The organism is Methylotenera sp. 1P/1, from assembly GCF_000384355.1.
GTDB lineage: Bacteria > Pseudomonadota > Gammaproteobacteria > Burkholderiales > Methylophilaceae > Methylophilus.
The window spans coordinates 1,656,307-1,681,071 of sequence record NZ_ARWC01000001.1 but is presented as its reverse complement, the minus strand read 5'-3'; the positions used below and the strand labels follow the sequence as shown (position 1 = coordinate 1,681,071).

Here is a 24,765-nt window from a genome sequence, read left to right as displayed (position 1 = left end):
ATTAGGGGAAATAATAAAATGACTGATGAGGAAATCTTAATAAAATTAAAAGCAATTTTTGCGGATACTTTTGAAATGGACACATCCAATATCACATTGGATTCTCATTTGTTTGAAGAGCTGGATTTGGATAGCATTGATGCCGTAGATCTCGCCATCAAATTGCAAAACATGACCGGTAAACGCATTAAGCCAGAAGATTTTAAAAATGTACGCACGGTAAGAGATGTGGTGGGTGCCGTACATCTACTACTAGCGCATTAAATATTGCTGTGCAGCTATCTACAATATCTAGATGCATGGCCGCATTCGGTGTTTGGATTGCTTATCCACTCATCATTTTCTTTGGGTTAAAATTCTTAACACCAAGGTATGTCGCATTGTTGCTGGCGCTATTGCTTTTGGTAAAGTGGCGTCGAGATGCGCATGTTTGGCTGAAAAGTTTGGCCAATATAAATGTGGCGATATTCTTTATGTTGCTTACAGTCATCCTGCTGACTTTTGTCCTGAATAGCGAGTATCTACTACGGCTATACCCAGCATTGGTCAATCTGGGGATGCTGGTTTTGTTTGGTGCCTCCCTTCTATTCCCGCCTTCTATGATTGAAAGTTTTGCACGGCTGAAGTCTCCGGATCTCTCGCCCGATGGTGTGCAATACACAAATACCGTGACTAAAATCTGGTGTCTGTTTTTTATAGCCAACGGCGCAATTTCGCTCTATACCGCTTACTTTTGCAGTCAACATGTGTGGGCGTTATACAACGGCTTAATTGCTTATGTGTTGATGGGTATTTTGTTTGCTGGAGAGTGGCTTGTCCGCCCCAAACAGCTAGCAAGCACTACCAAAGAGTAGTCATGCTGATTCCGCTACATCAACTTGCGATACAGCACAATGAACCTGACTTCAATGTTTGTCATGATGGCCAGGCATTTGTGACCTGGCGCGTGTGGATTGCCCGGGTGCGTGCACAAACAGCGGTACTTAAAAGCCGTACTGAGCAGCGCTGGCTATTGGTGAATGAAAATCCATTGGATTTTACGGTGCTTTTCTTTGCGCTGCTACATGCAAACAAGCAAGTGATTATTCCTGCCAATGGGCTACCAGGAACGCTGAGCCAGTTAGCGGGTGCTTACGATGCAATTGTCACGGAAAGTTTGCCCACGCATTTGGATGATGACAGCAATGCATTATCAGCATTAGATGTCGATGCGATCAGTGTCGTGTTGTATACCTCTGGCAGTACCGGCATGCCTAAGGCCGTGCCTAAGCGGCTTAGGCAGCTTGAGGCTGAACTGGATGTGTTAGAAGCGCTGTGGGGCAGTTCGATCGGGCAGTCCACGGTGATTGCCACCGTGCCACACCATCATATTTATGGCTTGCTGTTTCGTGTTTTATGGCCACTTGCGGCGCGCAGAGTATTTGATACCGTGACCTGTAGCCATCCGGACGATATTGCAGTACGCATTGCCATGTTTGATCATACAGTGTTGATCTCAAGCCCGTCACAACTAGCGCGTTTGCCTGAGCTTGCGACTTTAACTACGTTGAAGTCATTGCCACGCATGATTTTCTCTTCCGGTGGCGCATTGTCTGCCTTAGCTGCAACACAGCTCTCACAAGCGTTGGGTCGTGCGCCGACAGAGGTGCTGGGCAGTACTGAAACGGGCGGAATTGCGTGGCGTTGCCAAACTGATACAGATGCATGGGCAGTGCTGCCAGGCGTTCACTTGCAAGTAGAAACATCTGCCCTACCAAGCCAGCCGACCTTGCATTCACCATTCTTGTTCGATGAGCAAGTTGTGCTCATGGACGATTTAATTGAGTGCTTGCCCAATCAAACTTTTAGGCTATGTGGCCGGGCAGACAAAGTCGTCAAAGTGGAGCAAAAGCGTCTCTCTTTAACGGAACTAGAGCAGGTATTAATGAAACACGCTTGCATAGCACATGTAGCTGCGCTGGTGGTGACAACCCGTCGTGAGAATGTGGCGGTTGTTGCGGTACTGAGTACATCTGGTCGAGAGATGTTATTGCGTGATGGGCGTAATGCCTTAATTAAAGCGCTCAGACAATATCTTGCCCTCTATTATGAGTCGGTATTGCTGCCTCGTTATTGGCGCTTTGTTGAGGCGTTTCCTATGAATAGTGTAGGCAAAGTCACGCATGCACAGATGATGGCTTTATTTGACAATGTCACCATGAAGTCCACAGTCGAATCACAGGTAGAGTCTGAAGTGGAGCCTCAAGTTGAGTCAGAAGCTGGATCAGAAGTGGAGCGTAAACATGCTGCTGCCTGAGGTCACGTTAATACAAAGTGAAGCAGACACAGTGCGGGTGTTTTCATTCAACGTCCCCAAAGAACTGGAATACTTTAAAGGGCACTTCCCAACCTTGCCTGTATTGCCTGGCGTGGTGCAAGTGCATTGGGCCATGCACTTTGCAAACCAACAGTTTTCTATTGATGGCGTATTTTTGCAGCTAGACAACCTAAAATTTCATGCCGTGATATTGCCAGAAACGCAGCTCGAATTGACGCTGCAATGGCATGCAGATACATCTTGTTTGGATTTTACTTATCGTAATGCGCATAAAAAATACTCTGCAGGCAGAGTCGTATTTCACCAAGGGATGACTGAAACACATGCAGTTTAATCCTTGTTTTCTCATCCCTATCTTTAATCATCATGCCACCATTGGGGATACGGTGGAAAAGCTCACGCAGTATCAGCTACCTATTTTTATTGTGGATGATGGCAGTAATGCCGAGACACAAAAAGTCCTTGCTGCATTGGCCATGCGTTACAACAGCATTCACCTGTTGCGCTTGCCCGTCAATGGTGGAAAAGGCGCGGCGGTGATTCATGGCATGTTGCAGGCCTATCAGTTAGGCTTTAGTCACGCGCTGCAAATTGATGCTGATGGGCAGCACCATATACCGGATGCTGCACGGTTTCTGGCAGAGGGAGCTTTGCATCCTGATAGTGTCATTTGTGGTCAGCCTATATACGATGACACCGTGCCTAAAGGTCGGTTGTATGGTCGATATGTGACGCATTTTTGGGTGTGGGTAGAAACCTTATCTTTCGCCATTAAAGATTCAATGTGCGGGTTTCGTTTGTACCCTTTGGCCGCTAGTTGTGCATTAATTGACGATGTAGAGTTGCCTAAACGTATGGATTTTGATACAGCCATCGCGGTACGCTTGGCGTGGCGTGGTGTGCAATTTATTAACATTCCCACACGCGTGATTTATCCGGACAACGGGCTCTCGCACTTTAATATGTGGCATGACAACGTCCGTATTACAAAAATGCATACGCGATTATGTTGTGGCATGTTGTTAAGGTTGCCATGCTTGTTATGGCGGAAAGTATTTCCGCATCCCGCCGCTACACAGCAACATTGGTCTAAGCGTAAAGAGCGCGGCTCTAGCCTCGGGTTACGCGCGCTGGTGATGAGCTATCGTTTTCTGGGTAAGCGTGTTGCTACGGTATTGTTGTATCCCGTGGTCGCTTATTTTTACATCACCGGCACCAAAGCAAGACGTGCATCACAGGCCTATCTCAAGCGTATGCATACGCTAGGGGCAATCCCAAATGTGGGTTGGTCTATGTCTTTTCTGCATATGTTGGCATTTGCACAATCGGGCTTAGATAAGCTATCCGCATGGGTCGGCCATATGGCCAACGAGACAGTGGATTTTCCCAATCGGGCAGCATTAGAGCAAGTGCTTACTTCGGGCAAAGGGGCATTGCTGATTGGCTCTCATCTGGGTAATTTGGAAATGTCTAGGGCGCTGGCTGTGCAGCGTCCTGGTACGGTGATCAATGCCGTGGTATATACCGATCATGCACAACACTTCAATCAAATGCTTACAGAAGCGAATGCTGCGTTTAATATTAACTTGGTGCAAGTGTCGAATTTTGGGGTAGCTACTGCGATTTTATTTCAGGAAAAGATTGATCGTGGTGAGCTCATCGTCATTGTGGGGGACCGTACACCACCGGCAGAAAATGGACGTGTCAGCTACGTTGATTTTCTTGGAAGCCCAGCGCCTTTTGCGCAAGGCCCGATGATATTGGCCAGCTTGCTTGCTTGCCCGGTGTACTTATTGTTTTGTTTACGTGAGGACAGCGGTTACCGTGTCCACTTCGAGCATTTTGCAGACCGTGTTCAGTTACCTAGAAAAACGCGTGAATCTAGTTTGCAATTGTATATTCAACGCTATGCAGAAAGGCTACAAGCGTACTGCGTAAAAGCCCCGCTGCAATGGTTTAATTTTTATGATTTTTGGCAAAAGTGATATTGAACATATGGATAACAAACAATCAATGCATCGTCATCAAGCGGTCATTATCGGCAATGGCCGTTTAAGTATTGAAGATGTATTAAGCGTAGCGCTTTGTGATGCTCCAGTCGCTATCTCAACAGAACACGCTTTTGAATCGCGGATACAAAAAGGCGCTGCGTTCCTGGAAAGCCTATTGGCAGATGGTGGCGTGGTGTACGGGGTTAACACAGGGTATGGCGATTCTTGCACGGTCAGTATTCCACCCCATTTGGTTGCAGAGTTGCCGCTCCATTTAACCCGTTATCACGGGTGCGGGTTGGGTGCAATGTTAGATGAGCAAGCAACGCTTGCTGTGTTGGTGTGCCGCATTAACTCATTGGCACAAGGATACTCTGGCGTGCGTATCACGCTATTGCAACAACTGGCCGCGTTGGTCAATCATCGCATTTTACCGATGATTCCTTCAGAAGGGTCGGTAGGGGCCAGTGGCGATTTAACACCCCTTTCTTATGTGGCGGCTACTTTGGTGGGTGAACGCAATGTGACCTATCGCGGGCAAACCCAACCAGCGATGGCGGCATTGACTACGGCTGGGTTAACGCCGCTCACACTTGCGCCCAAAGAAGGTCTGGCCATTATGAACGGCACAGCGGTAATGACTGCTTTAGCTTGCTTGGCATGGAAACGCGCTGACTACTTAACGCAATTATGCAGCCGCATTACTGCGCTCGCTTCTATTGCTTTACGTGGTAACCGTGGTCACTTTGATGCAAGGCTATTTGCGGCCAAGCCGCATGCTGGGCAAAACCAATCTGCAGCGTGGATATATAGTGATTTAAGTGACGAGTTTGCAGAAACCATACGGTTACAAGACCGCTACTCAATACGTTGTGCGCCACATGTGATTGGTGTCGCGCGTGATGCGCTGACGTGGATGCGTCGAGACATTGAAAACGAGTTAAATAGCGCAAATGATAATCCGCTCATTGATGTGGATGCTGAAGTGTTGTTACACGGCGGCCATTTTTACGGTGGCCATATTGCATTTGCAATGGATGCGTTGAAAACAGCGGTAGCGAACCTTGCCGATTTGATGGATAGGCAACTGGCTTTGCTGGTGGACAGCAAATATAACCACGGGCTGCCACAAAACCTATCTGGCAGTATAGATGCACGTGCGGCGATTAATCACGGATTTAAGGCGGTGCAGATCGGTACTTCCGCTTGGACAGCCGAAGCGTTGAAACTGACCATGCCGGCCAGCGTATTTTCACGCTCTACTGAATGTCACAACCAAGATAAAGTCAGCATGGGGACGATTGCAGCGCGTGACTGTTTACGCGTGCTTGAGTTGACGGAACAAGTGGCGGCTGCACTGCTCATGGCAACCGTACAAGGCGTTAAATTGAGGATGGAGACTGCTGATGAGACACCTACGCAACTCAAACCTGTTGTTGTGGACTTTATGGAAAAAATCTCCGCGCATAGCGCATTCTTAGATGAAGACAGGCCGCTGGACGTTGAGTTGGCCACACTGACCAACCTCATTAAGCTTGGCACTTGGGAGCTTTATGACAACACCTAAACTGGTTGCAAACGTGCATATTGAGGTACCGTTTCATGATGTGGATGCCATGAATGTGGCTTGGCATGGCCATTACATTAAATATTTTGAAATTGCACGGTGCGCATTACTGCGTACTTTTGACTATGATTATCCGCAAATGAAAGCTTCCGGCTATTTGTGGCCGGTAGTGGAATGCCATCTTAAATATGTGAAACCCGCTACTTATGGGCAGCAGTTGCGCGTGGAGGCTACCTTGTTAGAGTATGAGAACAGAATCAAAGTGGGTTACCAGATATTTGATGCAGTGAGCGGAACAAGGTTAACCAAAGGCCATACCACCCAAGTAGCAGTAGATGCCGTGACGCATGAACTTCAGTTTGTCTCGCCGCCCATTGTGTTGGCTAATTTGGGATTGATTTCGCATGATTAATTGGAACGCACTGAGATGGATAGTCATGCTATGGATGACCATGGGCAGTTTGAATGCTGCACATGCTGAACAACAAGACGTGTTAAAACAGCTGGGAAGCCGAGTAGAACAACACGCAGTGTTGCGGGCGGATTTTACGCAAACCAAACAAATGGCTGCATTAAAGCGGCCGCTCATCACTTCTGGAAAATTGTTGTACAGCAAAGTCCACGGGGTTGTTTGGCAGATTACTAAACCCTACCCGATCACTTATATTTTAAGTGAGGATAAGGTCATAGAAGTATCGGCGGATGGCTATCGTAAAGAGCGCTCCGTGAAGGATATCCCTGGATTTGCGCAAATCAGCCGTATTTTTAAAGCCATGCTAAGTGGTGATGTGAATGCGTTGAATGCTTATTTCGAGAGCAAAGTGTTTGAGAACACAGTGCAGGCTGAGCCTAACCAAACGGCTTGGCAGCTGCAACTGACACCCAAGCAAACGCAAACATCACGTTTTATTCAAGAAATCGTGGTCACGGGCGACCAGTTTGTGACATCTATTCATATTCATGAGCCCAACGCCGCCAGCACGGCCATTTTGTTCAGCAATACCGAGGCAGCGCCGACATTGCGTGACGCAGAGCTAGCGTTGTTTCGTGGAAAATAGGCATGAAGCTGTTAAGCCCTGAAAGACTGAAGCTGCATGCCTTTATTTGGCTAGTATTGGCAGCTATGAGTGTCGTGAGTTGTATCGCACAATTCTCAAACCAGTCTCCACTACAAACGAATTTACTTGCGTTGCTACCTAAGACCGAGCGTAATGCAGTCGCCGAAGAGGCTGTCACGCAATTAGTCAATTCGGCAGGAAACCGGGTGCTGTTCTTGGTGGGTGCAAGTAGTCAGGAAGTAGCGATTACAGCGGCCCACAGCTTTGCTAATCAACTCAGAGCATTGAATAAAAGCAGCGGCCAACCCGCTATGTTTAAACAGGTGTTTTTGGAAGTCCCCGCACTAGATACGAATCAAATCGCTGATTTTTATGCGCCTTATCGCTACAGATTGCTGACGCATGAAGATTACAAAGGGTTGTCTGATGGCCCTTTGCACTTAAGCGATCAGCTGCAACAAAAGCTATATGCGCCATTCCGTTTTGGCCTTGCCTTGCCGGTAGAGCAAGACCCCTTTGGTTTTGCTGACCGCTGGTTTTCACATTTGCCATTGAAGAATTTTAAATTGGAATTTGAAAATGGGTTGCTAGTCGGGCACAGCGCAGATAAAACATGGGTGTTTGTTTCGGTAGATCCGGAAGGCTCGGCTTATAGTGATGTTACCCAAGACCAAGTCATGCACGCTATCACCACGGCAGAGTCAAGCTTAAAACAGGCGCATCCTGGTGTCGAATTACTGCGTGCCGGTGCAGTATTTTATGCAAGCAAAGCGCGCCAATCTGCCGAAAAAGAAATGCATATCATTGGCTTGGTTTCGTTATCAGGCATGTTGGTATTGCTTTATTTAATGTTCAGGTCCATTCGACCATTGGTATTAGGCTTTTTATCAGTGGGCTTTGGTATTTGTACAGCGCTTGCGGCCACCATTTACTACTATGGTGAAATTCATTTGATTACCTTGGTGTTTGGCGCCAGTTTAATCGGTGAGGCGATTGATTATGCGATTCAATATTTTTCTGCGCACTTGGGCGCAGGCAAAGATTGGGATCCTGTAAGTGGTCTACGCCGGGTGAGCCCGGCACTGATGTTAGCACTTACTACCAGCGTACTTGGTTACTGTGTATTAGCATTCATGCCTTTCCCGGCGCTGACGCAAATCGCTTTTTTTGCCATTATTGGGCTGGTGGCTGCATGGCTATCGGTGTATTTATTATTACCAGCCACGCTGATGCAGCCAAATTCACATCCGCCAGAAGCGGCAGTAGACATACCGCAGAGATTTCTCAATATATGGCAACGTTATATGACGAAACGTAGCTGCGTCATGATTGTGTTAGCAGTACTCGTCATCTCCGTGCCAGGCTTATTTAAATTAAAAGGGAATGATGATATCCGCTTATTAGTCACGCAGCCGCCTGAGTTGGTTGCGCAAGAGGCTAGCATTCGTCAAATTACCGGAATGAGTAACCAGCATCAATTTTTCTTGGTGGAAGGCGAAACGACGGAGCAGTTATTGATGCATGAAGAGGCGCTCACTCAGCAACTGGATCAGCTAGTCGCACGCGGAGCGCTTGCTGCCTATAGCGCGATTTCAACGTTTGTCCCTTCCGAAAGCCAGCAGCGTAAGCATCAAGCGGCATGGCAAGCCAACGTTTTTAAGCACTCGACCTTGCTGAAAGAGACATTGGCTGAGGCTGGTTTGCGCGATGATATCGCAGGGGCGCTACAGAATGACTTTCAGCACAGCAACAAAAATTTGAATGTGGATGATTGGCTGAAAACCTCATTTTCTACGCCTTTCCGCCATTTATGGCTGGGCAAAACCCAGCAAGGGCATTACGCCAGCATCGTGCTTTTGCAAGGCATCAGCAATCCGCAGCTATTAGCGCGATGGGCTGACGACCAAAATATTAACGCGGTGACCTATGTGGATAAAGCGCAGAGTGTGTCCACACTGTTTCATACATATCGTCTTTGGAGCGCGGTGTGGTTGGTATGTGCCATTGTCTTAATCTATGGCGTGCTAAGCTTCCGCTACGGTCCGCGCGTTGGGTTGGTGGTCTTGCTGCCTACATTGTTGGGTATCATGTTTACATTAGGCTTGTTTGGGTATCTCCATATACCGCTCAGCTTTTTTCACATGATGGGATTTATGTTGGTATTAGGCATAGGCGTCAATTACTCCATTTTTATGCGTGAGGGGATCATGGTGGATGTCAAAACACATCAAGCGGCGCTATTAGCCGGCGTATTGTTATCGGCGGGTACCATGTTGTTGTCCTATGGCATGTTGATATTGAGTGAGATGCCCGTATTATCTAGTTTTGGTTTGACCATGCTAATGGGCGTGGGCTTTGCTGCATTATTATCTTTGATGGTGTTGAGTATTGAGCGCTAAGTATCTATAAATGAAAAATACTCTTCAATACATGATGTTATGGATAGTGCTGTGTACAACGGCTTGTACGCACACGCCCTCGCGCTGTGTGCAACTGCCGTCGAGTACAGGGCAATATTGTTTACAGCCATCTACCCTGGTTGAGCCTTTTGCGGTGCAGCAAACGGTAGAAATAAATTATCGTGATGTACATGAAGTCATGATTACGGATTTGGATGTCAGTCAAAGTGGGCTACAAATGATTGCCTTTACGCCCTTTGGTCAGAAGCTCATGCAAGTGAACGATAATAACGTCAACATCGTTGCGGAAAACCCGCTTGGCGCCCGCTTAGATCCTGCCATGCTGGTCGCATTGTTGCAATTGGCGTTGTGGCCAAGCGATGCTGTCAAGCAAGGGTTAAGCCCTTCGTTAACGCTCATGGAAGCTGGGGCAGAGCGCACTGTACTTTCTGGAAATCAGGTTATTTTACACATGCAATATGCGAATAAATTGGTACTCTATCAACAATTAAGTATTGATATGCCACGTATGCAATTCAGTTTAAACATTAGCACTTTGGTGGATAGTACAGATGCAATTGCACAATAATGCCTATTATTTATCAGCGTTAGGTATCGTTAACGCACTTGGCAATGGTGTGGATGAGATATCACACAAGCTGTTCTCTGGCGATACAAGCGGGCTGGTATTAGAGCATGGATGGCAAGCAGACGGTGAGGCACGCGTGGGCCGTGTGCAATCTAGTTTGCCAGAAATTCCCGCTGCTTTCTCCCAATATGCGTGTCATAACAATCGGTTGCTACTTGGCGCCTTAGCGCAAATACAGGCATTGGTGGCAAGCGCTATTGCGCAATATGGGGCACAGCGGATAGGCGTGGTGCTGGGGACGAGCACCTCTGGTATTGCCGAAAGTGAGCAAGCCGTAAAAGCCCAGCAGTTGGCTGGTGTGATGCCTGAACATTATCACTATCTGCAACAAGAGTTGGGGATGCCCGCACAGTTTCTTACCAAATACCTAGCGCTTAAGGGGCCAGCCTACGTCGTTTCTACGGCATGCACTTCAAGTGCAAAAGCGTTTCAATCTGCACGTAATTTACTCAAACATGGCTTGTGCGATGCAGTGCTTGTGGGCGGGGTGGACTCACTGTGCAAGACAACCATTAATGGGTTTGCCTCGCTAGAATCGACGACACAAGAGATTAGCAACCCGATGAGCCAGCATCGCAAAGGCATTAATATTGGCGAGGGCGCAGCGCTCTTTTTGATGACGAAAGAGCGCTTGGCCGATGCATCCGATATTGTCTTGTTAGGGGTTGGTGAAAGCAGTGATGCTTATCATATATCAGCACCTCAACCAGAAGGCTTGGGTGCAGAAGCCGCCATTAGAGCGGCACTGCAAGATGCAGGGAAAACGGTAGAGGAGATTGCTTACATTAACCTACATGCAACAGGTACGCTTAAGAATGATGAGATGGAAAGTCGTGCTGTCGCGCGCGTGTTCATCAATGGTGTGCCTTGTAGTGGCACCAAACCGATGACCGGTCATACATTAGGGGCCGCAGGTGCAACAGAACTCGCCTTTTGCTGGATGGCGATACAGCGCAATCAATTGCCGCCGCATGTGTGGGATGGTGAAGCGGATTCGGCGTTGCCACACATTAACCTGATCAGTGCAGGCCATACGTTTGGCCCAAGCAAGCCACGTATTTGTATGAGTAATTCATTTGCGTTTGGTGGTAGTAATGTGAGTTTAATCATTGGTGAGCAAGTGAATTCAATCATTTAAATATTGCGTGAAACAGTGAGATGAAACAGTTAAAAGTCATACCTGATATTGCAGATGTTTTGTTGCATAGCGGCAATATGCGTTTATTGGATAGTATTGTTGACTACGATGCAGAGTTTACTATTGCCACTTACACGCCGGTTTTAGGTGCTTGGTATGCAGACCAAGAAGGCAATATGCCGGCATGGATAGGCATAGAGCTCATGGCGCAGGCCATTTCCGCGCATGCTGGTTTGCTAAAATACGGCAGTACAACGTTGCCTAAACATGGCGCATTGTTAGGCACGCGCAGTTATCAAGCGTTTAAGCCTGTGTTTGTGGTCAATCAAGCGCTCATGATTCATGTGACGTTGGTCTATCGCGATATCAGTGGTTTAGGGGCTTATGATTGTCGTATTTACTATCAACAAACTCTCGCAGATGATAGCGCACCCAATCTATTGGCTAAAGCAACCTTAAAAGTGTTTGAGCCAGACAATTTTCAACAATTTTTGCAGGATCACGCATCATGACCATTCGTCGCGTACTTATTACCGGATCTAGTCGGGGCATAGGCCAAGCCATTGCGCTCAGGCTTGCTAAAGAAGGGTTTGCCATTACTGTGCATTGCAGGAGCGGTCGCGCAGAAGCAGATGCAGTCGTTAGCCAAATCATTGGTGAAGGTGGACAAGCGCAAGTGCTACAGTTCGATGTATGCGATCGTGCATCGTGCAAGACGATTCTTGAAGCAGATATCGAGCAACATGGAGCCTACTACGGCATTGTATGTAATGCAGGGATTACCAGTGATGCTGCTTTCCCTGCGCTATCTGAAAGCGATTGGGATAGCGTGTTGGACACTAGCTTGAATGGTTTTTTTAACGTAGTGCATCCACTGACCATGCCCATGTTACGCTTAAAACAGGGCGGGCGCATTGTGACATTAGCGTCTGTATCCGGTGTGATGGGTAATCGTGGGCAGGTGAATTACAGCGCCGCTAAGGCTGGCCTTATTGGTGCCACCAAGGCATTGGCTGTGGAGCTAGCAAGCAGGCGTGTCACCGTTAATTGCGTTGCGCCGGGGTTGATCGATACCAGCATGACAGATGACTTGCCAATCAGCGAGGCGCTTAAAATGGTGCCGATGAACCGTGTGGGTCAGCCGGAAGAAGTGGCCGCTGCGGTTGCATTTTTAATGTCGGACGATGCCTCTTACATTACCCGCCAAGTCATTGGCGTCAATGGCGGGATTATCTGATGAAGCGTGTTGTTGTCACAGGAATGGCTGGCATTACGGCGTTGGGTGATGATTGGGACGCCATAGATAAGGCCCTGCGTGCCAGAAAAAATGGGGTACGCTATATGCCTGAGTGGGACTATATTCAAGCGCTCAATACAAGGATTGCAGCGCCCGTTGATTATTTCGTCACGCCAGAGCATTACCCACGCAAAGTCGTGAGAGGCGTTGGGCGCGTGGCAATGTTATCCGTACGCGCCAGTGAGCTTGCGCTTATTGATGCCAATTTACTGAACGACCCAGCGATTACCAACGGCCAAATGGGCGTGGCTTACGGGTCTTCGTCTGGAAGCGTTGATCCGGTGCGTGTATTTGCCCACATGCTAGAAACGGGGTCTATGGAAAATGTGACGTCGACCAGTTATATTCAGATGATGCCGCATACCGCTGCCGTCAATATTGCCTTATTTTTTGGTTTAAAAGGACGCATCATCCCCACTTCCAGTGCATGTACTTCAGGCAGTCAAGGCATTGGCTACGCGTATGAGGCCATTCGTTTTGGTCGACAAACCATGATGCTCGCCGGCGGTGCCGAAGAGATGTCAGCACCGAGCTCAGCCGTGTTTGATACCTTATTTGCCACCAGTAGCCAAAATGACACACCAGCATTAACGCCACGTCCATTTGACCAAAAGCGTGATGGCTTGGTGGTTGGCGAGGGTGCCGCAACCTTGGTGCTGGAAGAATATGAGCATGCCAAAGCGCGTGGCGCAAAAATATATGCCGAAATCATCGGCTTTGCTTGCAACTCCGATGGGCGCCACGTAACACAGCCAGCGATGGAAACCATGGCTGTTGCAATGCAGATGGCATTGGATGATGCGAATATTCCGTCGCAAGCGGTAGGTTATGTCAGCGCGCACGGCACAGCAACGGATCGCGGCGATGTCGCTGAAACGCAGGCGACCGAAGCGGTGTTTAATCGCCCGGTACCCATCAGTTCAATGAAGAGTTATTTAGGACACACCTTGGGTGCCTGTGGCGCCATTGAGGCTTGGTGGGGGATAGAAATGATGCGTCGTCACTGGTTTGCACCTACGCTTAACTTAGAAAATGTCGATGCAGCATGTGGGCAGTTGGGCTATATTACAGGGGCTGGAAGTGCTCTGGATATAGAATATATGATGAGTAATAACTTTGCTTTTGGAGGAATCAACACGTCACTTATTTTCAAACGAATGACTTAAAACAGACTTCGCAGTGTTTGCGTAGTCTATGCGTTGCACTTGTACTATTCAACTTGCACTTAACTTTAAACTTACACTCACTTTAAAATTAGAAAAAGAAAGATACCAACATGCATAATAAAATTCTCGCCTTTGTTCTTTGCCTACTTACATTTGCTGCGCTACCAGCGATGGCACGCCAAACAGTCCCTATTGTCAATATCGACAATACGCCAGTCGTCAGTGCTGAGGCTAAAAAATTGAGTGCAGCACAAGTATTGCAAGCTATTAAAGCCGCAGTCATTTCTCAAGGCTGGACAGTGTCTAATGTTGCCGATGGCGTGGTTACCGCCAGTATTCTGGTCAGACAAAAACACACCGTGATTGTTGATATTATTTACGATGCAGACAAGTATTCGATTCATTACAAAGACAGCGTGAATATGAAATATTTAAAAAATAGTGGTGGCGATGAGGTCATTCATCCTTTTTATAATAAATGGGTAGCAACGTTAAATGATGCCATTCGTTTAGAGCTATCTAAACTTTAATGGTCGTGTTGTTTTAAGAGGACGCAACATTGCGCCGTGTAGTAGTCACAGGCATGGGTATTGTTTCTTGTATTGGAAACGATATGGAGACGGTTACGCAGGCTTTACGACAAGGGCGCTCTGGCATTCGGTTTGTGCAGGAGTATGCAGATCTCGGTCTGCGTTCCCAAGTGGCCGGCATTCCAGATATCAGTCATAAGCCGGCCATCGATCGTAAAACCAGACGCTTTATGGCGGATGCCTCAACTTATGCCTACCACGCAATGCAGGATGCGTTGATGGATAGTCAACTGGATGCCAACACAATATCATCGCCTAGTACAGGCTTGGTGGTGGGTTCTGGCGTCGGGTCGCCTTACGAGCACATGGAAGCTGTGGATGTGTTGCGTCAGAAAGGTCTGTCAAAAGTCATTCCCTATGCGGTGCCCAGAATCATGGGCAGCACAACCTCTGCGTGTTTATCCACGGCTTTTGGCATCCATGGCATCAGTTGTTCTATGAGTTCTGCTTGCGCAACTTCTGCACATTGTATTGGCTATGGTGCCGAGCTTATTCAGTTTGGTAAACAAGATGTGATGTTTGTGGGAGGTGCCGAAGAGGTGCGCTGGACCACCACTGCCATGTTTGATGCGATGGGCGCGTTATCCACCAGTTACCCTGATGGTACTGCGTCACGGCCTTATGATGTGACAAGGGATGGCTTTGTGATTGCCGGAGGCGCTGGTATTTTGGTGCTAGAGGCCTATGAGCATGCAATAAAACGTGGCGCAAAGATATATGCCGAAATTACTGGGTTTGGTGTGAGTTCCGATGGTGCAGATATGGTATTGCCCTCTGCAGAGGGTGCGGCCCGTGCCATGAAAGCGGCATTGTCACAACACAGCGCCCTACGTGATACACCAGTGGGTTACATTAACGCACACGCAACCTCTACATCGATAGGCGATGTCAGTGAAATAAACGCAATATCAGATGTATTTGGCCATCAAATCCCGCCGATCTCGTCCACCAAAGGACAAACCGGACATCCTATCGCAGCCTCAGGCGTGCATGAGGCTATTTATTCAATGCTCATGCTGAATGGTGGCTTTCTGGCGGGTTGCACCAACCTTACCCAGTTGGATCCAGTACTTACAGGCATGCCTATACTTACGCACACCCTGAATCAGTCGGTAGATACCATGATGACCAATAGTTTTGGTTTTGGCGGCACCAATGTCAGTTTGATATTGAGCCGCTGTTCAATTTAAATTTTGTTATGTCACTATTTGCTATTTAACTAAAGGAAGTTAATAAAAATGAAAAAAATAATACTTACATCCACTGCTTTATTGTTCACAGTGTTGAGTCATCAAGCCATTGCTCGCGATGATCACAACTTATACTCCATCGAAGAGGCACTGAATACACCTGCCGCAAAAGAAAAGATTAACCCTAATATCAAGCTATATTTTGCAACGCAGTCATCTCCCAAAGTGGCCAAAGAGTTAGGTGAGTGGAAAACCAATAAAAAGACGAACGCCTTCAATAAGTCTGATAAAGAAGCCTGTCAGTGGACATTTTTAAGTGCCATTTTAGAGCTACAAGAACGCGCGACTAAAGAAGGTGGCGATGCGGTAGTCGGCATTGTCAGCAACTATAAGGACGTTGAACACAGTAGCACAACCGAATATATGTGCGGCAATGGCGCCTTAATGTCAGGCGTTGCGTTTAAAGCCAAAGTGGTCAAGTTGAAATAAAGTAGTCAAGTTGAAATAAGGCTAGCAAGGCTTGGTACGGGCGCATTCCGTGCCAAGTCTCAGTTAATTTAATGGTTTGAAAGCAACTGCATTGACCAATGTTTCTTCGCGTTTTTTGGGGACTGGGAACCCAAAAAATTCAAACATACCGCAGTCTGGTCTGCTCCACCATAAAAACGGCAGTGAAATTCTAGACTCTGGTAAATCAAATCCAGCGTGACGAATGATGTCGATATACTCCTCTGCTGTTTTTTGCACATGCATAGGGTGTCTGAATAAATATCTGATTTGCGGCGTATATATATAGCGCTTGGTAGACTCTGCAAATAAAAGCACGCCACCGGGTTTTAACACACGAAAGAACTCAGCCATGGCAGCTTCTTGTTCCACAATATGATGAAACGTTTGGTGGCAAAACACCATGTCAAAGGATGCGCTCTCTAAGTGCGTGTTGGCTGCATTGGCTGCGTGTAATTGTACGTTGCTGCTGCAATGTTTCGCGGCTTTTCCAGCGCGTTCTATAATTGCCGGGTCAGCGTCCAGACCGATAATTAAATCAGGGTGAAATCGTTTGGAGAGTGCTTCAAAGGAGTATCCAAATCCACAGCCTACATCTAATATATTGGTATAGCGTCGCTGATGATTGCCTAGAAGCTTGAGCAAGTCATTCAGTGCGCGATCAAGCACACGGACTTTCCACATATTGGTTTTTAAAAACCAATCACCAAATCGTGTTTCTTTAACAAAAGGTGCGTTTAATTGCATTTTTAAATCCGATTTTTATAATTAAACACACGCACATCTCCTCTCCTAAGCGGTGTTTAACTCAGGTAGGAAAGATGTGCGCAGTATTCTTAAAACATGTTTATTTTACATGCGGATGAAAATTTTCGTGTATTTATCGTGTGGGAAAATATAGTATTGCATCGACTTTAGACGAGGAATTTGCTTTATGCATAATATTGAACACAGCAAGCGCTGGTTAGCACTGATCTTGCTTTGCTTTGGCGAGTTGATGATTGTGCTGGATACCACCATCGTGAATGTTGCTTTGCCCTCTATCCATGCAGATTTAGGCTTTACAGAAACCGCGCTGGTGTGGGTAGTGAATGCTTACATGCTCACCTTTGGTGGCTTTTTACTATTGGGTGGTAAGTTAGGTGATCTCTATGGCCCACGCAAGCTATTCTTGCTGGGTGTGACATTGTTTACAGTCGCTTCATTGGGCTGCGGCTTGGCCAACAGTCAGGAGATTTTGATTATTGCCAGAGCCATTCAAGGCCTAGCGGCTGCGGTGGTGTCTGCGGTGGCGTTATCGCTCATTATGAATTTATTTACCGCGCCGGATGACCGCGCCAAAGCAATGGGTGTCTATGGATTTGTCTGTGCTGGCGGCGGCAGTATTGGGGTGTTATTAGGTGGTGTGCTGACCGATACCTTGAGCTGGCATTGGATATTTTTAGTGAACCTACCCATAGGGATTGCCGTGTATGTGTGTTGCCTGAAATTATTGCCGGAAAGCCACACCCATGCAGCTGGAGAGCGTCTGGATATTGCGGGCGCCGTGACCATTACGTTGTCGCTGATGTTGGCGGTGTATGCCATCATCAATGGTAATGCGGCGGGCTGGTTATCCACACAGACGCTAAGCTTGCTTGCGTTGGCAGTGTTGCTGTTTGCCGTATTTATCGTCATAGAAACGCGCGTGGCGCTACCACTGATGCCTTTAGGTCTGTTTCGTTTACGTAACTTGCTGATTGCCAATATTGCCGCAGTGCTTTGGGCGGCGGCGATGTTTGCCTGGTTCTTTATCTCAGCCTTATATCTGCAATTGGTGTTGGAATATAGTGCTTTGCAAGTTGGCTTGGCATTTTTACCTTCTAATTTAATCATGGCGGCCTTTTCGCTAGGTATCTCTGCCAAATTGGTGACACGCTTTGGCATCAAACCGCCGCTGGTAGGGGGGCTGTTGGTGGCTGCATTAGGTTTATTGCTATTTGCACAGGCACCTTTGGCGGGAGATTTTATGTGGGATGTATTGCCCGGCATGGTGTTGCTGGGCTTGGGTGCCGGTGTTGCGTTTAACCCGATGTTGCTGGTGGCCATGAGTGATGTGGATCCGGCAGATTCCGGTTTGGCATCTGGCATCGTCAATACATCGTTCATGATGGGTGGCGCCTTGGGTCTGGCTGTGTTGGCTAGCTTAGCCGCCATGCGTACAGGGCAACTGTTAGAAGCGGGCGAAATCCCCAAACTTGCACTCAATGCCGGCTATCAATTGGCTTTTGTGCTGGGCGCATCATTTGCTGCATTGGCGGCCTTGCTAAGCGCCGTGTTTTTACGTACGCCAAAAACACTAGCAGATGTGAGCGTTCACTAGTTATTGTATGCGCTCATGTAAATACTAGGCCTTTTGTTTGGCTTTAATCATGGCTATCATTTGGTCAAGTGCTGCTCCCCAGCCTTCTTCAAATCCCATTTGGGCATGTCTGGCACGGCTGTCTTCGTCTGTGTGCATGGCAAAGGCGGTATAGCGTGTACCATTGGCATGCGGCTCCAGCAAAATGATGCCGGTAAATAATAGTTCTGCACATTCGTGATCGGGATTGGCCTGTGGGCGTTCAACAGGACGAAAGCCTGGGGCCAGTGCATTGGTCCAGACCAGTTTTTGATTGGGTACGACTTCCAAATAACAGCCTGTGCTTGGAAATTCCTGCCCTTCTGGCGAACGCATGACGGTAAAAAACGCACCACCTGGCCGCAGATCAATAGTGCAGTCTACGGTTTTCCACGGCAGCGGGCAAAACCACTGCATCAGCTGCTCCGGCTTGGTCCATGCGTCCCAAACTAGCTGGTGCGGCACATCAATCACACGCTCGAACATTAAATCCAGCGCTGGGTCATAAGTCGTAGTGTTCGTCATCACGTATGCTCCTTACTATCGATTTGGAGTACTATAAAATGAATACTGCAATTTGCACAAGGGTGATGAACTATGCAGTTAGCATGTAGATCAAAACGACATGTAACAAGCCACTTGGTGTTGATGAAACATATCAGTAAGGGGGGGCGGATCATGAAATATACATTAGCGATGGTCGGGTGCATGCTGACGATGCAGGCGCAGGCTGCGATTTATATTTGCCAAGGCACAGCTCAAGCAGATGGGCGTCAGAATAAGGTCTATCAGGATAGCCCGTGTACAACGCGCACTATTGGTCAGTTAGCACATGTACCGGAGGCGCCGCTAGAAGATCAGCAACGTGTGCAAAAAAGCATTGCGGCTGCCAATGCACAATATATACAAAGAATGCAGATGGTTGAGCAAGAGCGTCAAATGGCGTTGGAAGAACAAAGGCAGAATTTAGCATTGGCAGTGGAAAGAGAGCGGTTGGCCCAATTAGAAGCGCAAGCCTTGGAGAACAGTCGCCCTGTTTTTGTTTATTGGCCGCGTGTACGGGGCCATGGCTACCGCCCCCAAAAACCATTCATTCATCAAGGCTCACATCAAGGCCGTTGGTCCGATGTTCGCCATCGCCCGGCTGGGGTTGGTGTCAGTATTGAATACAATCGTTAATCTGCAAATGCATGATGAGTGTTTGTCACCGGCGCTGTGCTAAGCTTGCGAGATGGTAGGGATTTTATTAGCAGCAGGGTTTTCTCGCAGGTTTGGCACACAAGATAAGCTGTTGCAGTGCCTGCCTGATGGTCGGCCTATCGCACTGGCGGCGGCGCAATCTTTGGTGAGTGCGGTGCCGGTTTCTGTGGCGGTGGTGCGTGAGGATAATCATGCGTTAAAAGCGTTGCTATCAGCCGCTGGTTTAGTGGTGATTGGCTGTCCGCAAGAGGCACAGGTCATGGCGGATAGCTTATCTTTTGCTGTGCGTTATGCCAGCCAGTTAACGGCAGCGCAAGATGGGTTTGTCATCGCCTTAGCCGATATGCCATATATTACCGCTACATCCATTAAGCAAGTGATCACTACCATGCAAGAGGGCGCGGCTATTGTGGTACCAACTTATCATGGGCAGCGTGGGCACCCGGTAGGATTTTCTGCAAAGTTTGCGGATGCATTGACGCACTTACAGGGTAATCAGGGAGCACGTGCCATTATTCAGCAGCATCAAGATGAGGTATATCTACTTGCATGTGACGATGCTGGGGTTCTGTCAGATATTGATACGCCAGCCGATTTAGAAAGCGAGCGCTAGAAAAAATCAGGCGCTACAACGCAGTGCTTCAGGCATGGCAATGCCATTTTTCTGTTGCTGTGCACGTATCTGAATGAGCTCCGCAAGAATGGCAACCGCAATCTCCGCAGGCGTCCGGCTGCCAATATTCAAGCCGACCGGGCCGTTCAATTTGGCAATTTCGTACTCACTCAAATCAAACATGCGCAAACGGTCACGGCGTTTTTCCTGATTTTTTTGTGCGCCTAGCGCACCGACATAAAACGCATCAGATTTTAATGCTTCTAGTAGCGCCATGTCGTCCAGCTTAGGGTCGTGTGTCACGGCTACAATCGCGGTACGGGCATCTGGTTGTATGTCCAGCACTACATCATCCGGCATGCCATACACCCAAGTGGCGCCTTCTACATGCCATTCACTTTGCATGTCCTCGCGCGGGTCGCAAATCAGTACATCAAATTCCAATACTTGCGCCATGCTGGCCAGCACACTGCCTAATTGGTTGGCGCCAATAATCAATAGGCGCCACTGTGGCCCAAAATAACTGTGAAACCAATCGCCTTCTATGCGCGGTAACCCCTCTGGCAGTACCGCTGTGATTTTTACCTGACCGCTACTCAGACAAACAGAACGCTTAATGAGCGTGCGTTGCTCAATGCCGTGTAGTAATGGGGTAAGTTGTTCCGCGCTGCTCAGCGGTTCAGCAAAAACAGTGAGGCGACCACCGCAGGGAATGCCAAAGCGTTGTGCTTCATTTTGATTCACACCATATTCAAGTACCGTAGGCGCTGTGGGTAGCTGCCCATGCTTGGCTTTGTCAGCCAAGTCATCTTCAATACAGCCGCCAGATACAGAGCCAATCAGATGGCCATCATCGCGCACCACCAAAATGGCGCCGGGCAAACGTGGTGCAGAGCCCCAGGTTTGTATCACGGTGAATAAATGCGCGCTGTGACCTTGCGCTAGCCATGTCTGCGCACGGTGCAGCACTTCCCAATCGGCTGATTTCAGCATATTAGGCGAGTTGCGTGCCAATCGGTAGGGTGCGGATGCGCCTGCCTGTTGCCGCAAAAATGGCATTGGTTACCGCTGGTGCGACCGGAGGTAATCCGGGTTCACCCACGCCACCCATTTTCTCAGTGCTGGGGACGATGTAGACCTCGACTTTTGGCATGTCTTTCATACGCAACACTTGGTAATCATGAAAATTAGATTGCTGGACTTGCCCGTCTTTAAACGTAATTTCACTTTGCAGGGCAGCGCCCAAACCAAATGAAACGGATGACTGCATTTGTGCCGTGAGTGATTCCGGATTCACTGCTAAACCACAATCAATGGCCGAGATCATACGGTGTACCTTCACTTCGCCGGCGTTTACAGATACTTCTGCCACCTGTGCCACAAAGCTACCAAAAGATTCGTGCACAGCAATGCCTCTGAACACGCCTTTAGGGAGTGGTTTTCCCCAGTCGGCTTTTTCGGCTGCTAAATTCAACGCCGCCAAATGACGCGGGTGGTCTTTCAGTAACTCACGTCTGTATTCCAGCGGATCACGTTTGGCGGCATTTGCTAGTTCGTCAATCAGGCTTTCCATCACAAAAGCTGTGTGGCTATGGCCAACAGAGCGCCACCAAAGTACGGGGATGTCTGCTTTTACAGTATGCAATTGCACCTGATGGTTAGCAATGCTTTTGAGATAAGGCGAGTCAGCAGTGCCTTCGACCGAAGTAGCGTCTACGCCATCTTTGATCATGACAGTTTCAAATGGCGTACCCAGCATGATGGATTGTCCTACGGCCGTATGTTCCCAGGCGATAGGCAATCCCTTGTCATCCAGCGCAATATTGGCTTGGTGTAAAAACATAGGGCGGTAATAACCACCCTTCACATCATCCTCACGGCTCCATACGGTTTTGACTGGCACACCTGCAGCTTTGGCTACTTGTACAGCTTCCGATACAAAATCGGCAGCCGGGTTTGCGCGGCGGCCAAAGCCACCCCCTAAAAATAAAGTGTGAATGGTCACTTGCTCTGGCTTCAGTCCCAGTATTTTAGCGGCAGCGGCTTGGTCCGTCGTTTGCATCTGGGTGCCTGTCCAAATCTCGCAAGCATCTTTGTCTATCTTCACAGTGCAATTCAGTGGCTCCATGGGCGAGTGTGCCAAATAAGGCGCAACATATTCTGCTTTCACCACGGTTTTGGCTTGTTTGAGTGCGGCTTGGCTATCGCCGGCTTTGGCAGCTACGGTACCCGTAGTCGCTGCAAGTGCGCGGTAATCCTCTACCATTTTTTTGGAGTCTAGCCCTGCATTCGGGCCCAAATCCCAATCAATCTTCAACGCATCGCGGCCTTGTTTCGCAGACCAGTAATTGTCAGCAATCACGGCTACACCAGTCGGCACTTGTACTACATTCTGTACGCCTTTGATCTGCTTACTTGCGCTAGCATCAAAAGATTTTACTTTGCCGCCAAACACGGGAGCGCGTGCCACCATGGCCGTTTTGAGGCCTTCGAATTGTACATCTTGACCAAATTTTGCCGTGCCGTTGATTTTTGCGGCGCTATCTAATCGCTTCGTCGCTTTACCTATAATCTTCCAGTCTTTAGGGTCTTTCAACACAACGGTGGTAGGGGTTTCTAGTTTGGCCGCGGCTTCTGCTAGCTCACCATAACTGATTTTTTTGTCCGCGCTCACTACAAAGCCATTTTCGGTACGCAATGTTTCTTTGGCCACGCCTAATTCCTGCGCAGCTGCGTTGATGAGGAGCGCGCGTGTCAAAGCGCCAGCTTGGCGGTAGCGGTCAAACTCTGACCAAGTGGTGGATGACCCACCTGTGATTTGAATACCATAAGCAGTATGTACATACTGCGGCGCAGCGCCTGCATGTTCGACTTGTATCTTGCTCCAATCGGCATCCAGTTCTTCGGCAATCAGCATCGGTAACGTCGTCCAGATGCTTTGTCCCATCTCACTGTGGGCAAGTAGGACGGTAATGGTGTTATCTGTGCCTATGCGTAGAAAAGCATTTGGTGCAGGTAACTTACTACCACTGGCATCGGCAGGTGCTTTTGTTTCACCCGGTAATAAAAAGCGCTTGGCTTGTGGAATCGCAAAGGCAATGACAAGGCCACCTGCTACCAATGCGGTGGCTTTGATAAAGGTACGTCTGGAAATATTCAATGGCGCATTCATGGTGGGTTCCTTATGCTAATTTTTCAGCAGCGGCATGAATGGCTGCACGAATACGCGGATAGGTACCGCAGCGACAGATGTTGCCACTCATGGCGGCGTCTATGTCTGCGTCTGTTGGTTTGTGATTGGTGGTGAGCAAGGCAGTAGCCGCCATGATTTGACCAGACTGACAGTAGCCACACTGTACTACATCAATCTCGCGCCAAGCTGCTTGTACCACTTGTCCTACTTGATCTTCTTGCATGGCTTCGATTGTGGTGATTTTTTTACCCGCTGCCATGGAAACTGGTGTAATGCAGGAGCGAATCGGTTGGCCATCCAGATGTACGGTGCAGGCACCACACTGCGCCATGCCACAGCCAAATTTGGTGCCGGTCATGTGCAGCACATCCCTTAATGCCCACAGAATCGGCATGTCTTCCGGTGCATCTAGGCTTTCATCTTTACCGTTAATATTCAGTTTGATCATTGTGCGTTATCCTTTATTTTTGATTTGTCACACTTTACCTAGCATGACAAATGGAAAATTGGTCATGGCATCATAGTAAACAAGATAATCGCATAGTGTAAGCCTTCATAATATGGAATAATTTGGAATTTATAATTCCATATTTCGGATGAATTGCCATGCAAAACCAGTTAGAGATGTTGCGAATTTTTAAGGTGGTCGCAGAGTCTGCCAACTTTAAGGATGCGTCTGTGCGTTTGGGCGTGTCGCCGCAATCAGTCACGCGTGCCATTAAAGAGTTTGAAGAGCAATTAGGCGAGCCGTTGTTTTACCGTAGTACACGCAATACCACTATTACTGAATTTGGCCGACAAATGGCACAGAAATGTGTCGGCGTGATTGATCAAGTGGATGCTTTGTTCGAGACGAATAAGGGCTCAGCTAAACAGAGTATCGAGGGCTCGGTCAAAATCACCATGCCCAATGCGTTTGGGCGCCAATTTCTGTTACCTGCCTTAATTGCGTTATCCCAAGAATATCCCAGTATTCAATTGGATTTAAGATTCTCTGATTTGATTGATAACGTGGTGGCTGACCAAATGGATATTGGCGTACGTGTGGGTGTGTTTGGTAATAGTCGCCATGTGGCTAGGCGGGTTAGAGATGTAAAGTTCTCTATCGTAGGCGCACCTGCACTCATTGAGCGCTATGGCACTCCTCAGCAAGTCAGTGATTTATGTCAAATGCCTTATACCGGGTTAATTGATCAGAACACTGGCAGAATGTGGCCTTGGTATTTTGCCAGTGAGCCGGAGTGTGTGCCTACCGCGCCAGTGTTTTCTACCGATGACCCAGAGGCCGAATTACAAGCAGTGCTGGCGGGTATCGGCTTTGCTCAGTTGCCAGATTTTGCATGTGCTGAGCATATACGTGCTGGAAAGTTGGTGGCTGTGCTACCAGAACAGTCGCCTAGCCCTTGGGGTGTGTATGTCTATCGCCCGCAACGCGGCCCAGTGTCAGAGCGCGTCAGAGTGGTATTTGATCGTTTAGTGAGCGTGCTGGCGGAGGCTAGATTGTCTTGAT

General features: G+C 48.2%; 26 protein-coding genes. 21 read left to right on the top strand and 5 right to left on the bottom strand.

The window, feature by feature from the left end; translation table 11 throughout:
- The first annotated feature begins 18 nt into the window (after positions 1-18).
- The 17 genes from A3Q3_RS0107995 to A3Q3_RS0107915 all read left to right on the top strand — a co-directional run bounded on the left by A3Q3_RS0107995 (position 19) and on the right by A3Q3_RS0107915 (position 15,851).
- Positions 19-264, top strand: a complete 246-nt coding sequence (locus A3Q3_RS0107995; RefSeq protein WP_020183065.1) for an acyl carrier protein — start codon at positions 19-21, stop codon at positions 262-264.
- A gap of 35 nt (positions 265-299) precedes the next feature.
- Positions 300-854 carry a hypothetical protein gene (locus tag A3Q3_RS0107990; RefSeq protein ID WP_020183064.1) on the top strand — a complete coding sequence of 185 codons (555 nt, stop codon included), beginning with the start codon at positions 300-302 and terminating at the stop codon, positions 852-854.
- A gap of 2 nt (positions 855-856) precedes the next feature.
- On the top strand, positions 857-2,296 hold the full coding sequence (locus A3Q3_RS0107985; protein WP_020183063.1) for a class I adenylate-forming enzyme family protein: 1,440 nt from the start codon (positions 857-859) through the stop codon (positions 2,294-2,296).
- Positions 2,283-2,651, top strand: a complete 369-nt coding sequence (locus A3Q3_RS13775; protein WP_020183062.1) for a hypothetical protein — start codon at positions 2,283-2,285, stop codon at positions 2,649-2,651. The genes A3Q3_RS0107985 and A3Q3_RS13775 overlap by 14 nt, the downstream gene beginning before the upstream one ends.
- On the top strand, positions 2,641-4,302 hold the full coding sequence (locus tag A3Q3_RS0107975) for a glycosyltransferase (protein WP_020183061.1): 1,662 nt from the start codon (positions 2,641-2,643) through the stop codon (positions 4,300-4,302). The genes A3Q3_RS13775 and A3Q3_RS0107975 overlap by 11 nt, the downstream gene beginning before the upstream one ends.
- Positions 4,283-5,875 carry a histidine ammonia-lyase gene (gene hutH, locus A3Q3_RS0107970; RefSeq protein WP_020183060.1) on the top strand — a complete coding sequence of 531 codons (1,593 nt, stop codon included), beginning with the start codon at positions 4,283-4,285 and terminating at the stop codon, positions 5,873-5,875. Before A3Q3_RS0107975 ends, hutH begins: the two co-directional genes overlap by 20 nt.
- On the top strand, positions 5,862-6,287 hold the full coding sequence (locus A3Q3_RS0107965) for a thioesterase family protein (protein ID WP_020183059.1): 426 nt from the start codon (positions 5,862-5,864) through the stop codon (positions 6,285-6,287). The genes hutH and A3Q3_RS0107965 overlap by 14 nt, the downstream gene beginning before the upstream one ends.
- Positions 6,280-6,933 carry an outer membrane lipoprotein carrier protein LolA gene (locus A3Q3_RS0107960; RefSeq protein WP_020183058.1) on the top strand — a complete coding sequence of 218 codons (654 nt, stop codon included), beginning with the start codon at positions 6,280-6,282 and terminating at the stop codon, positions 6,931-6,933. The genes A3Q3_RS0107965 and A3Q3_RS0107960 overlap by 8 nt, the downstream gene beginning before the upstream one ends.
- 2 nt (positions 6,934-6,935) lie before the next feature.
- Entirely contained in the window at positions 6,936-9,332 is a 2,397-nt protein-coding gene (locus A3Q3_RS0107955) for an MMPL family transporter (protein ID WP_020183057.1), read from the top strand.
- Positions 9,333-9,342: 10 nt separating this feature from the next.
- On the top strand, positions 9,343-9,921 hold the full coding sequence (locus A3Q3_RS0107950) for a DUF3261 domain-containing protein (RefSeq protein ID WP_081623272.1): 579 nt from the start codon (positions 9,343-9,345) through the stop codon (positions 9,919-9,921).
- The gene (locus A3Q3_RS0107945; protein WP_020183055.1) at positions 9,905-11,119 is read left to right on the top strand and encodes a beta-ketoacyl-[acyl-carrier-protein] synthase family protein; all 1,215 of its coding nucleotides are present in this window, start codon (positions 9,905-9,907) and stop codon (positions 11,117-11,119) included. The genes A3Q3_RS0107950 and A3Q3_RS0107945 overlap by 17 nt, the downstream gene beginning before the upstream one ends.
- Before the next feature lie 20 nt (positions 11,120-11,139).
- On the top strand, positions 11,140-11,631 hold the full coding sequence (locus A3Q3_RS0107940) for a hypothetical protein (RefSeq protein ID WP_020183054.1): 492 nt from the start codon (positions 11,140-11,142) through the stop codon (positions 11,629-11,631).
- On the top strand, positions 11,628-12,356 hold the full coding sequence (locus tag A3Q3_RS0107935) for a 3-ketoacyl-ACP reductase FabG2 (RefSeq protein WP_020183053.1): 729 nt from the start codon (positions 11,628-11,630) through the stop codon (positions 12,354-12,356). The genes A3Q3_RS0107940 and A3Q3_RS0107935 overlap by 4 nt, the downstream gene beginning before the upstream one ends.
- Complete coding sequence (locus A3Q3_RS0107930; RefSeq protein WP_020183052.1) at positions 12,356-13,582, top strand: beta-ketoacyl-ACP synthase; 1,227 nt, start codon at positions 12,356-12,358, stop codon at positions 13,580-13,582. Before A3Q3_RS0107935 ends, A3Q3_RS0107930 begins: the two co-directional genes overlap by 1 nt.
- A 110-nt stretch (positions 13,583-13,692) precedes the next feature.
- Positions 13,693-14,112, top strand: coding sequence for a hypothetical protein (locus A3Q3_RS0107925; RefSeq protein ID WP_020183051.1), 420 nt, complete (start codon positions 13,693-13,695; stop codon positions 14,110-14,112).
- Between the two features lie 29 nt (positions 14,113-14,141).
- Complete coding sequence (locus A3Q3_RS0107920; RefSeq protein ID WP_026361830.1) at positions 14,142-15,362, top strand: beta-ketoacyl synthase N-terminal-like domain-containing protein; 1,221 nt, start codon at positions 14,142-14,144, stop codon at positions 15,360-15,362.
- 48 nt (positions 15,363-15,410) lie between these two features.
- Positions 15,411-15,851 (top strand): hypothetical protein, encoded by a 441-nt coding sequence (locus tag A3Q3_RS0107915; protein ID WP_020183049.1) that lies wholly within the window; start codon positions 15,411-15,413, stop codon positions 15,849-15,851.
- 63 nt (positions 15,852-15,914) lie between these two features.
- Here the strand turns inward: A3Q3_RS0107915 and A3Q3_RS0107910 are convergent, their stop codons facing one another.
- On the bottom strand, positions 15,915-16,616 hold the full coding sequence (locus tag A3Q3_RS0107910) for a class I SAM-dependent methyltransferase (RefSeq protein WP_020183048.1): 702 nt from the start codon (positions 16,614-16,616) through the stop codon (positions 15,915-15,917).
- A 187-nt stretch (positions 16,617-16,803) separates the two neighbouring features.
- Between A3Q3_RS0107910 and A3Q3_RS0107905 the strand changes: the two genes are divergently transcribed.
- Positions 16,804-18,231 carry a DHA2 family efflux MFS transporter permease subunit gene (locus tag A3Q3_RS0107905; RefSeq protein WP_020183047.1) on the top strand — a complete coding sequence of 476 codons (1,428 nt, stop codon included), beginning with the start codon at positions 16,804-16,806 and terminating at the stop codon, positions 18,229-18,231.
- A 24-nt stretch (positions 18,232-18,255) separates the two neighbouring features.
- On the opposite strand, the gene A3Q3_RS0107900 is transcribed toward A3Q3_RS0107905, so the two are convergent.
- Positions 18,256-18,774 carry an SRPBCC family protein gene (locus A3Q3_RS0107900; protein WP_020183046.1) on the bottom strand — a complete coding sequence of 173 codons (519 nt, stop codon included), beginning with the start codon at positions 18,772-18,774 and terminating at the stop codon, positions 18,256-18,258.
- 153 nt (positions 18,775-18,927) lie between these two features.
- Here A3Q3_RS0107900 and A3Q3_RS0107895 point away from each other — a divergent pair, with 153 nt between their 5' ends.
- Together A3Q3_RS0107895 and A3Q3_RS0107890 are read left to right on the top strand one after the other, a co-directional pair.
- Positions 18,928-19,428 carry a hypothetical protein gene (locus A3Q3_RS0107895; protein WP_020183045.1) on the top strand — a complete coding sequence of 167 codons (501 nt, stop codon included), beginning with the start codon at positions 18,928-18,930 and terminating at the stop codon, positions 19,426-19,428.
- Between the two features lie 52 nt (positions 19,429-19,480).
- Positions 19,481-20,062 (top strand): NTP transferase domain-containing protein, encoded by a 582-nt coding sequence (locus tag A3Q3_RS0107890; RefSeq protein ID WP_020183044.1) that lies wholly within the window; start codon positions 19,481-19,483, stop codon positions 20,060-20,062.
- 6 nt (positions 20,063-20,068) lie between these two features.
- On the opposite strand, the gene A3Q3_RS0107885 is transcribed toward A3Q3_RS0107890, so the two are convergent.
- The 3 genes from A3Q3_RS0107885 to A3Q3_RS0107875 are packed head-to-tail and all read right to left on the bottom strand — an operon-like array spanning position 20,069 to position 23,703.
- Positions 20,069-21,052, bottom strand: coding sequence for an XdhC family protein (locus A3Q3_RS0107885; protein WP_026361829.1), 984 nt, complete (start codon positions 21,050-21,052; stop codon positions 20,069-20,071).
- Positions 21,053-21,056: 4 nt separating this feature from the next.
- A complete protein-coding gene (locus A3Q3_RS0107880; RefSeq protein ID WP_020183042.1) occupies positions 21,057-23,234 on the bottom strand; it encodes a xanthine dehydrogenase family protein molybdopterin-binding subunit in 2,178 nt (725 codons plus the stop codon).
- 10 nt (positions 23,235-23,244) lie between these two features.
- A complete protein-coding gene (locus A3Q3_RS0107875) occupies positions 23,245-23,703 on the bottom strand; it encodes a (2Fe-2S)-binding protein (protein ID WP_020183041.1) in 459 nt (152 codons plus the stop codon).
- A 158-nt stretch (positions 23,704-23,861) separates the two neighbouring features.
- Here A3Q3_RS0107875 and A3Q3_RS0107870 point away from each other — a divergent pair, with 158 nt between their 5' ends.
- A complete protein-coding gene (locus tag A3Q3_RS0107870) occupies positions 23,862-24,764 on the top strand; it encodes a LysR family transcriptional regulator (RefSeq protein WP_020183040.1) in 903 nt (300 codons plus the stop codon).
- Position 24,765: the final 1 nt, after the last annotated feature.

Excerpts from the sequence above, each read along its gene's own strand:
- A3Q3_RS0107995 (WP_020183065.1), top strand. The coding sequence starts at position 19 with ATGACTGATGAGGAAATCTTAATAAAATTAAAAGCAATTTTTGCGGAT.
- A3Q3_RS0107990 (WP_020183064.1), top strand. The coding sequence starts at position 300 with ATGGCCGCATTCGGTGTTTGGATTGCTTATCCACTCATCATTTTCTTT.
- A3Q3_RS0107985 (WP_020183063.1), top strand. The coding sequence starts at position 857 with ATGCTGATTCCGCTACATCAACTTGCGATACAGCACAATGAACCTGAC.
- A3Q3_RS13775 (WP_020183062.1), top strand. The coding sequence starts at position 2,283 with ATGCTGCTGCCTGAGGTCACGTTAATACAAAGTGAAGCAGACACAGTG.
- A3Q3_RS0107975 (WP_020183061.1), top strand. The coding sequence starts at position 2,641 with ATGCAGTTTAATCCTTGTTTTCTCATCCCTATCTTTAATCATCATGCC.
- hutH (WP_020183060.1), top strand. The coding sequence starts at position 4,283 with ATGATTTTTGGCAAAAGTGATATTGAACATATGGATAACAAACAATCA.
- A3Q3_RS0107965 (WP_020183059.1), top strand. The coding sequence starts at position 5,862 with ATGACAACACCTAAACTGGTTGCAAACGTGCATATTGAGGTACCGTTT.
- A3Q3_RS0107960 (WP_020183058.1), top strand. The coding sequence starts at position 6,280 with ATGATTAATTGGAACGCACTGAGATGGATAGTCATGCTATGGATGACC.
- A3Q3_RS0107955 (WP_020183057.1), top strand. The coding sequence starts at position 6,936 with ATGAAGCTGTTAAGCCCTGAAAGACTGAAGCTGCATGCCTTTATTTGG.
- A3Q3_RS0107950 (WP_081623272.1), top strand. The coding sequence starts at position 9,343 with ATGAAAAATACTCTTCAATACATGATGTTATGGATAGTGCTGTGTACA.
- A3Q3_RS0107945 (WP_020183055.1), top strand. The coding sequence starts at position 9,905 with ATGCAATTGCACAATAATGCCTATTATTTATCAGCGTTAGGTATCGTT.
- A3Q3_RS0107940 (WP_020183054.1), top strand. The coding sequence starts at position 11,140 with ATGAAACAGTTAAAAGTCATACCTGATATTGCAGATGTTTTGTTGCAT.
- A3Q3_RS0107935 (WP_020183053.1), top strand. The coding sequence starts at position 11,628 with ATGACCATTCGTCGCGTACTTATTACCGGATCTAGTCGGGGCATAGGC.
- A3Q3_RS0107930 (WP_020183052.1), top strand. The coding sequence starts at position 12,356 with ATGAAGCGTGTTGTTGTCACAGGAATGGCTGGCATTACGGCGTTGGGT.
- A3Q3_RS0107925 (WP_020183051.1), top strand. The coding sequence starts at position 13,693 with ATGCATAATAAAATTCTCGCCTTTGTTCTTTGCCTACTTACATTTGCT.
- A3Q3_RS0107915 (WP_020183049.1), top strand. The coding sequence starts at position 15,411 with ATGAAAAAAATAATACTTACATCCACTGCTTTATTGTTCACAGTGTTG.
- A3Q3_RS0107910 (WP_020183048.1), bottom strand. The coding sequence starts at position 16,616 with ATGCAATTAAACGCACCTTTTGTTAAAGAAACACGATTTGGTGATTGG.
- A3Q3_RS0107905 (WP_020183047.1), top strand. The coding sequence starts at position 16,804 with ATGCATAATATTGAACACAGCAAGCGCTGGTTAGCACTGATCTTGCTT.
- A3Q3_RS0107900 (WP_020183046.1), bottom strand. The coding sequence starts at position 18,774 with ATGACGAACACTACGACTTATGACCCAGCGCTGGATTTAATGTTCGAG.
- A3Q3_RS0107895 (WP_020183045.1), top strand. The coding sequence starts at position 18,928 with ATGAAATATACATTAGCGATGGTCGGGTGCATGCTGACGATGCAGGCG.
- A3Q3_RS0107890 (WP_020183044.1), top strand. The coding sequence starts at position 19,481 with ATGGTAGGGATTTTATTAGCAGCAGGGTTTTCTCGCAGGTTTGGCACA.
- A3Q3_RS0107880 (WP_020183042.1), bottom strand. The coding sequence starts at position 23,234 with ATGAATGCGCCATTGAATATTTCCAGACGTACCTTTATCAAAGCCACC.
- A3Q3_RS0107875 (WP_020183041.1), bottom strand. The coding sequence starts at position 23,703 with ATGATCAAACTGAATATTAACGGTAAAGATGAAAGCCTAGATGCACCG.
- A3Q3_RS0107870 (WP_020183040.1), top strand. The coding sequence starts at position 23,862 with ATGCAAAACCAGTTAGAGATGTTGCGAATTTTTAAGGTGGTCGCAGAG.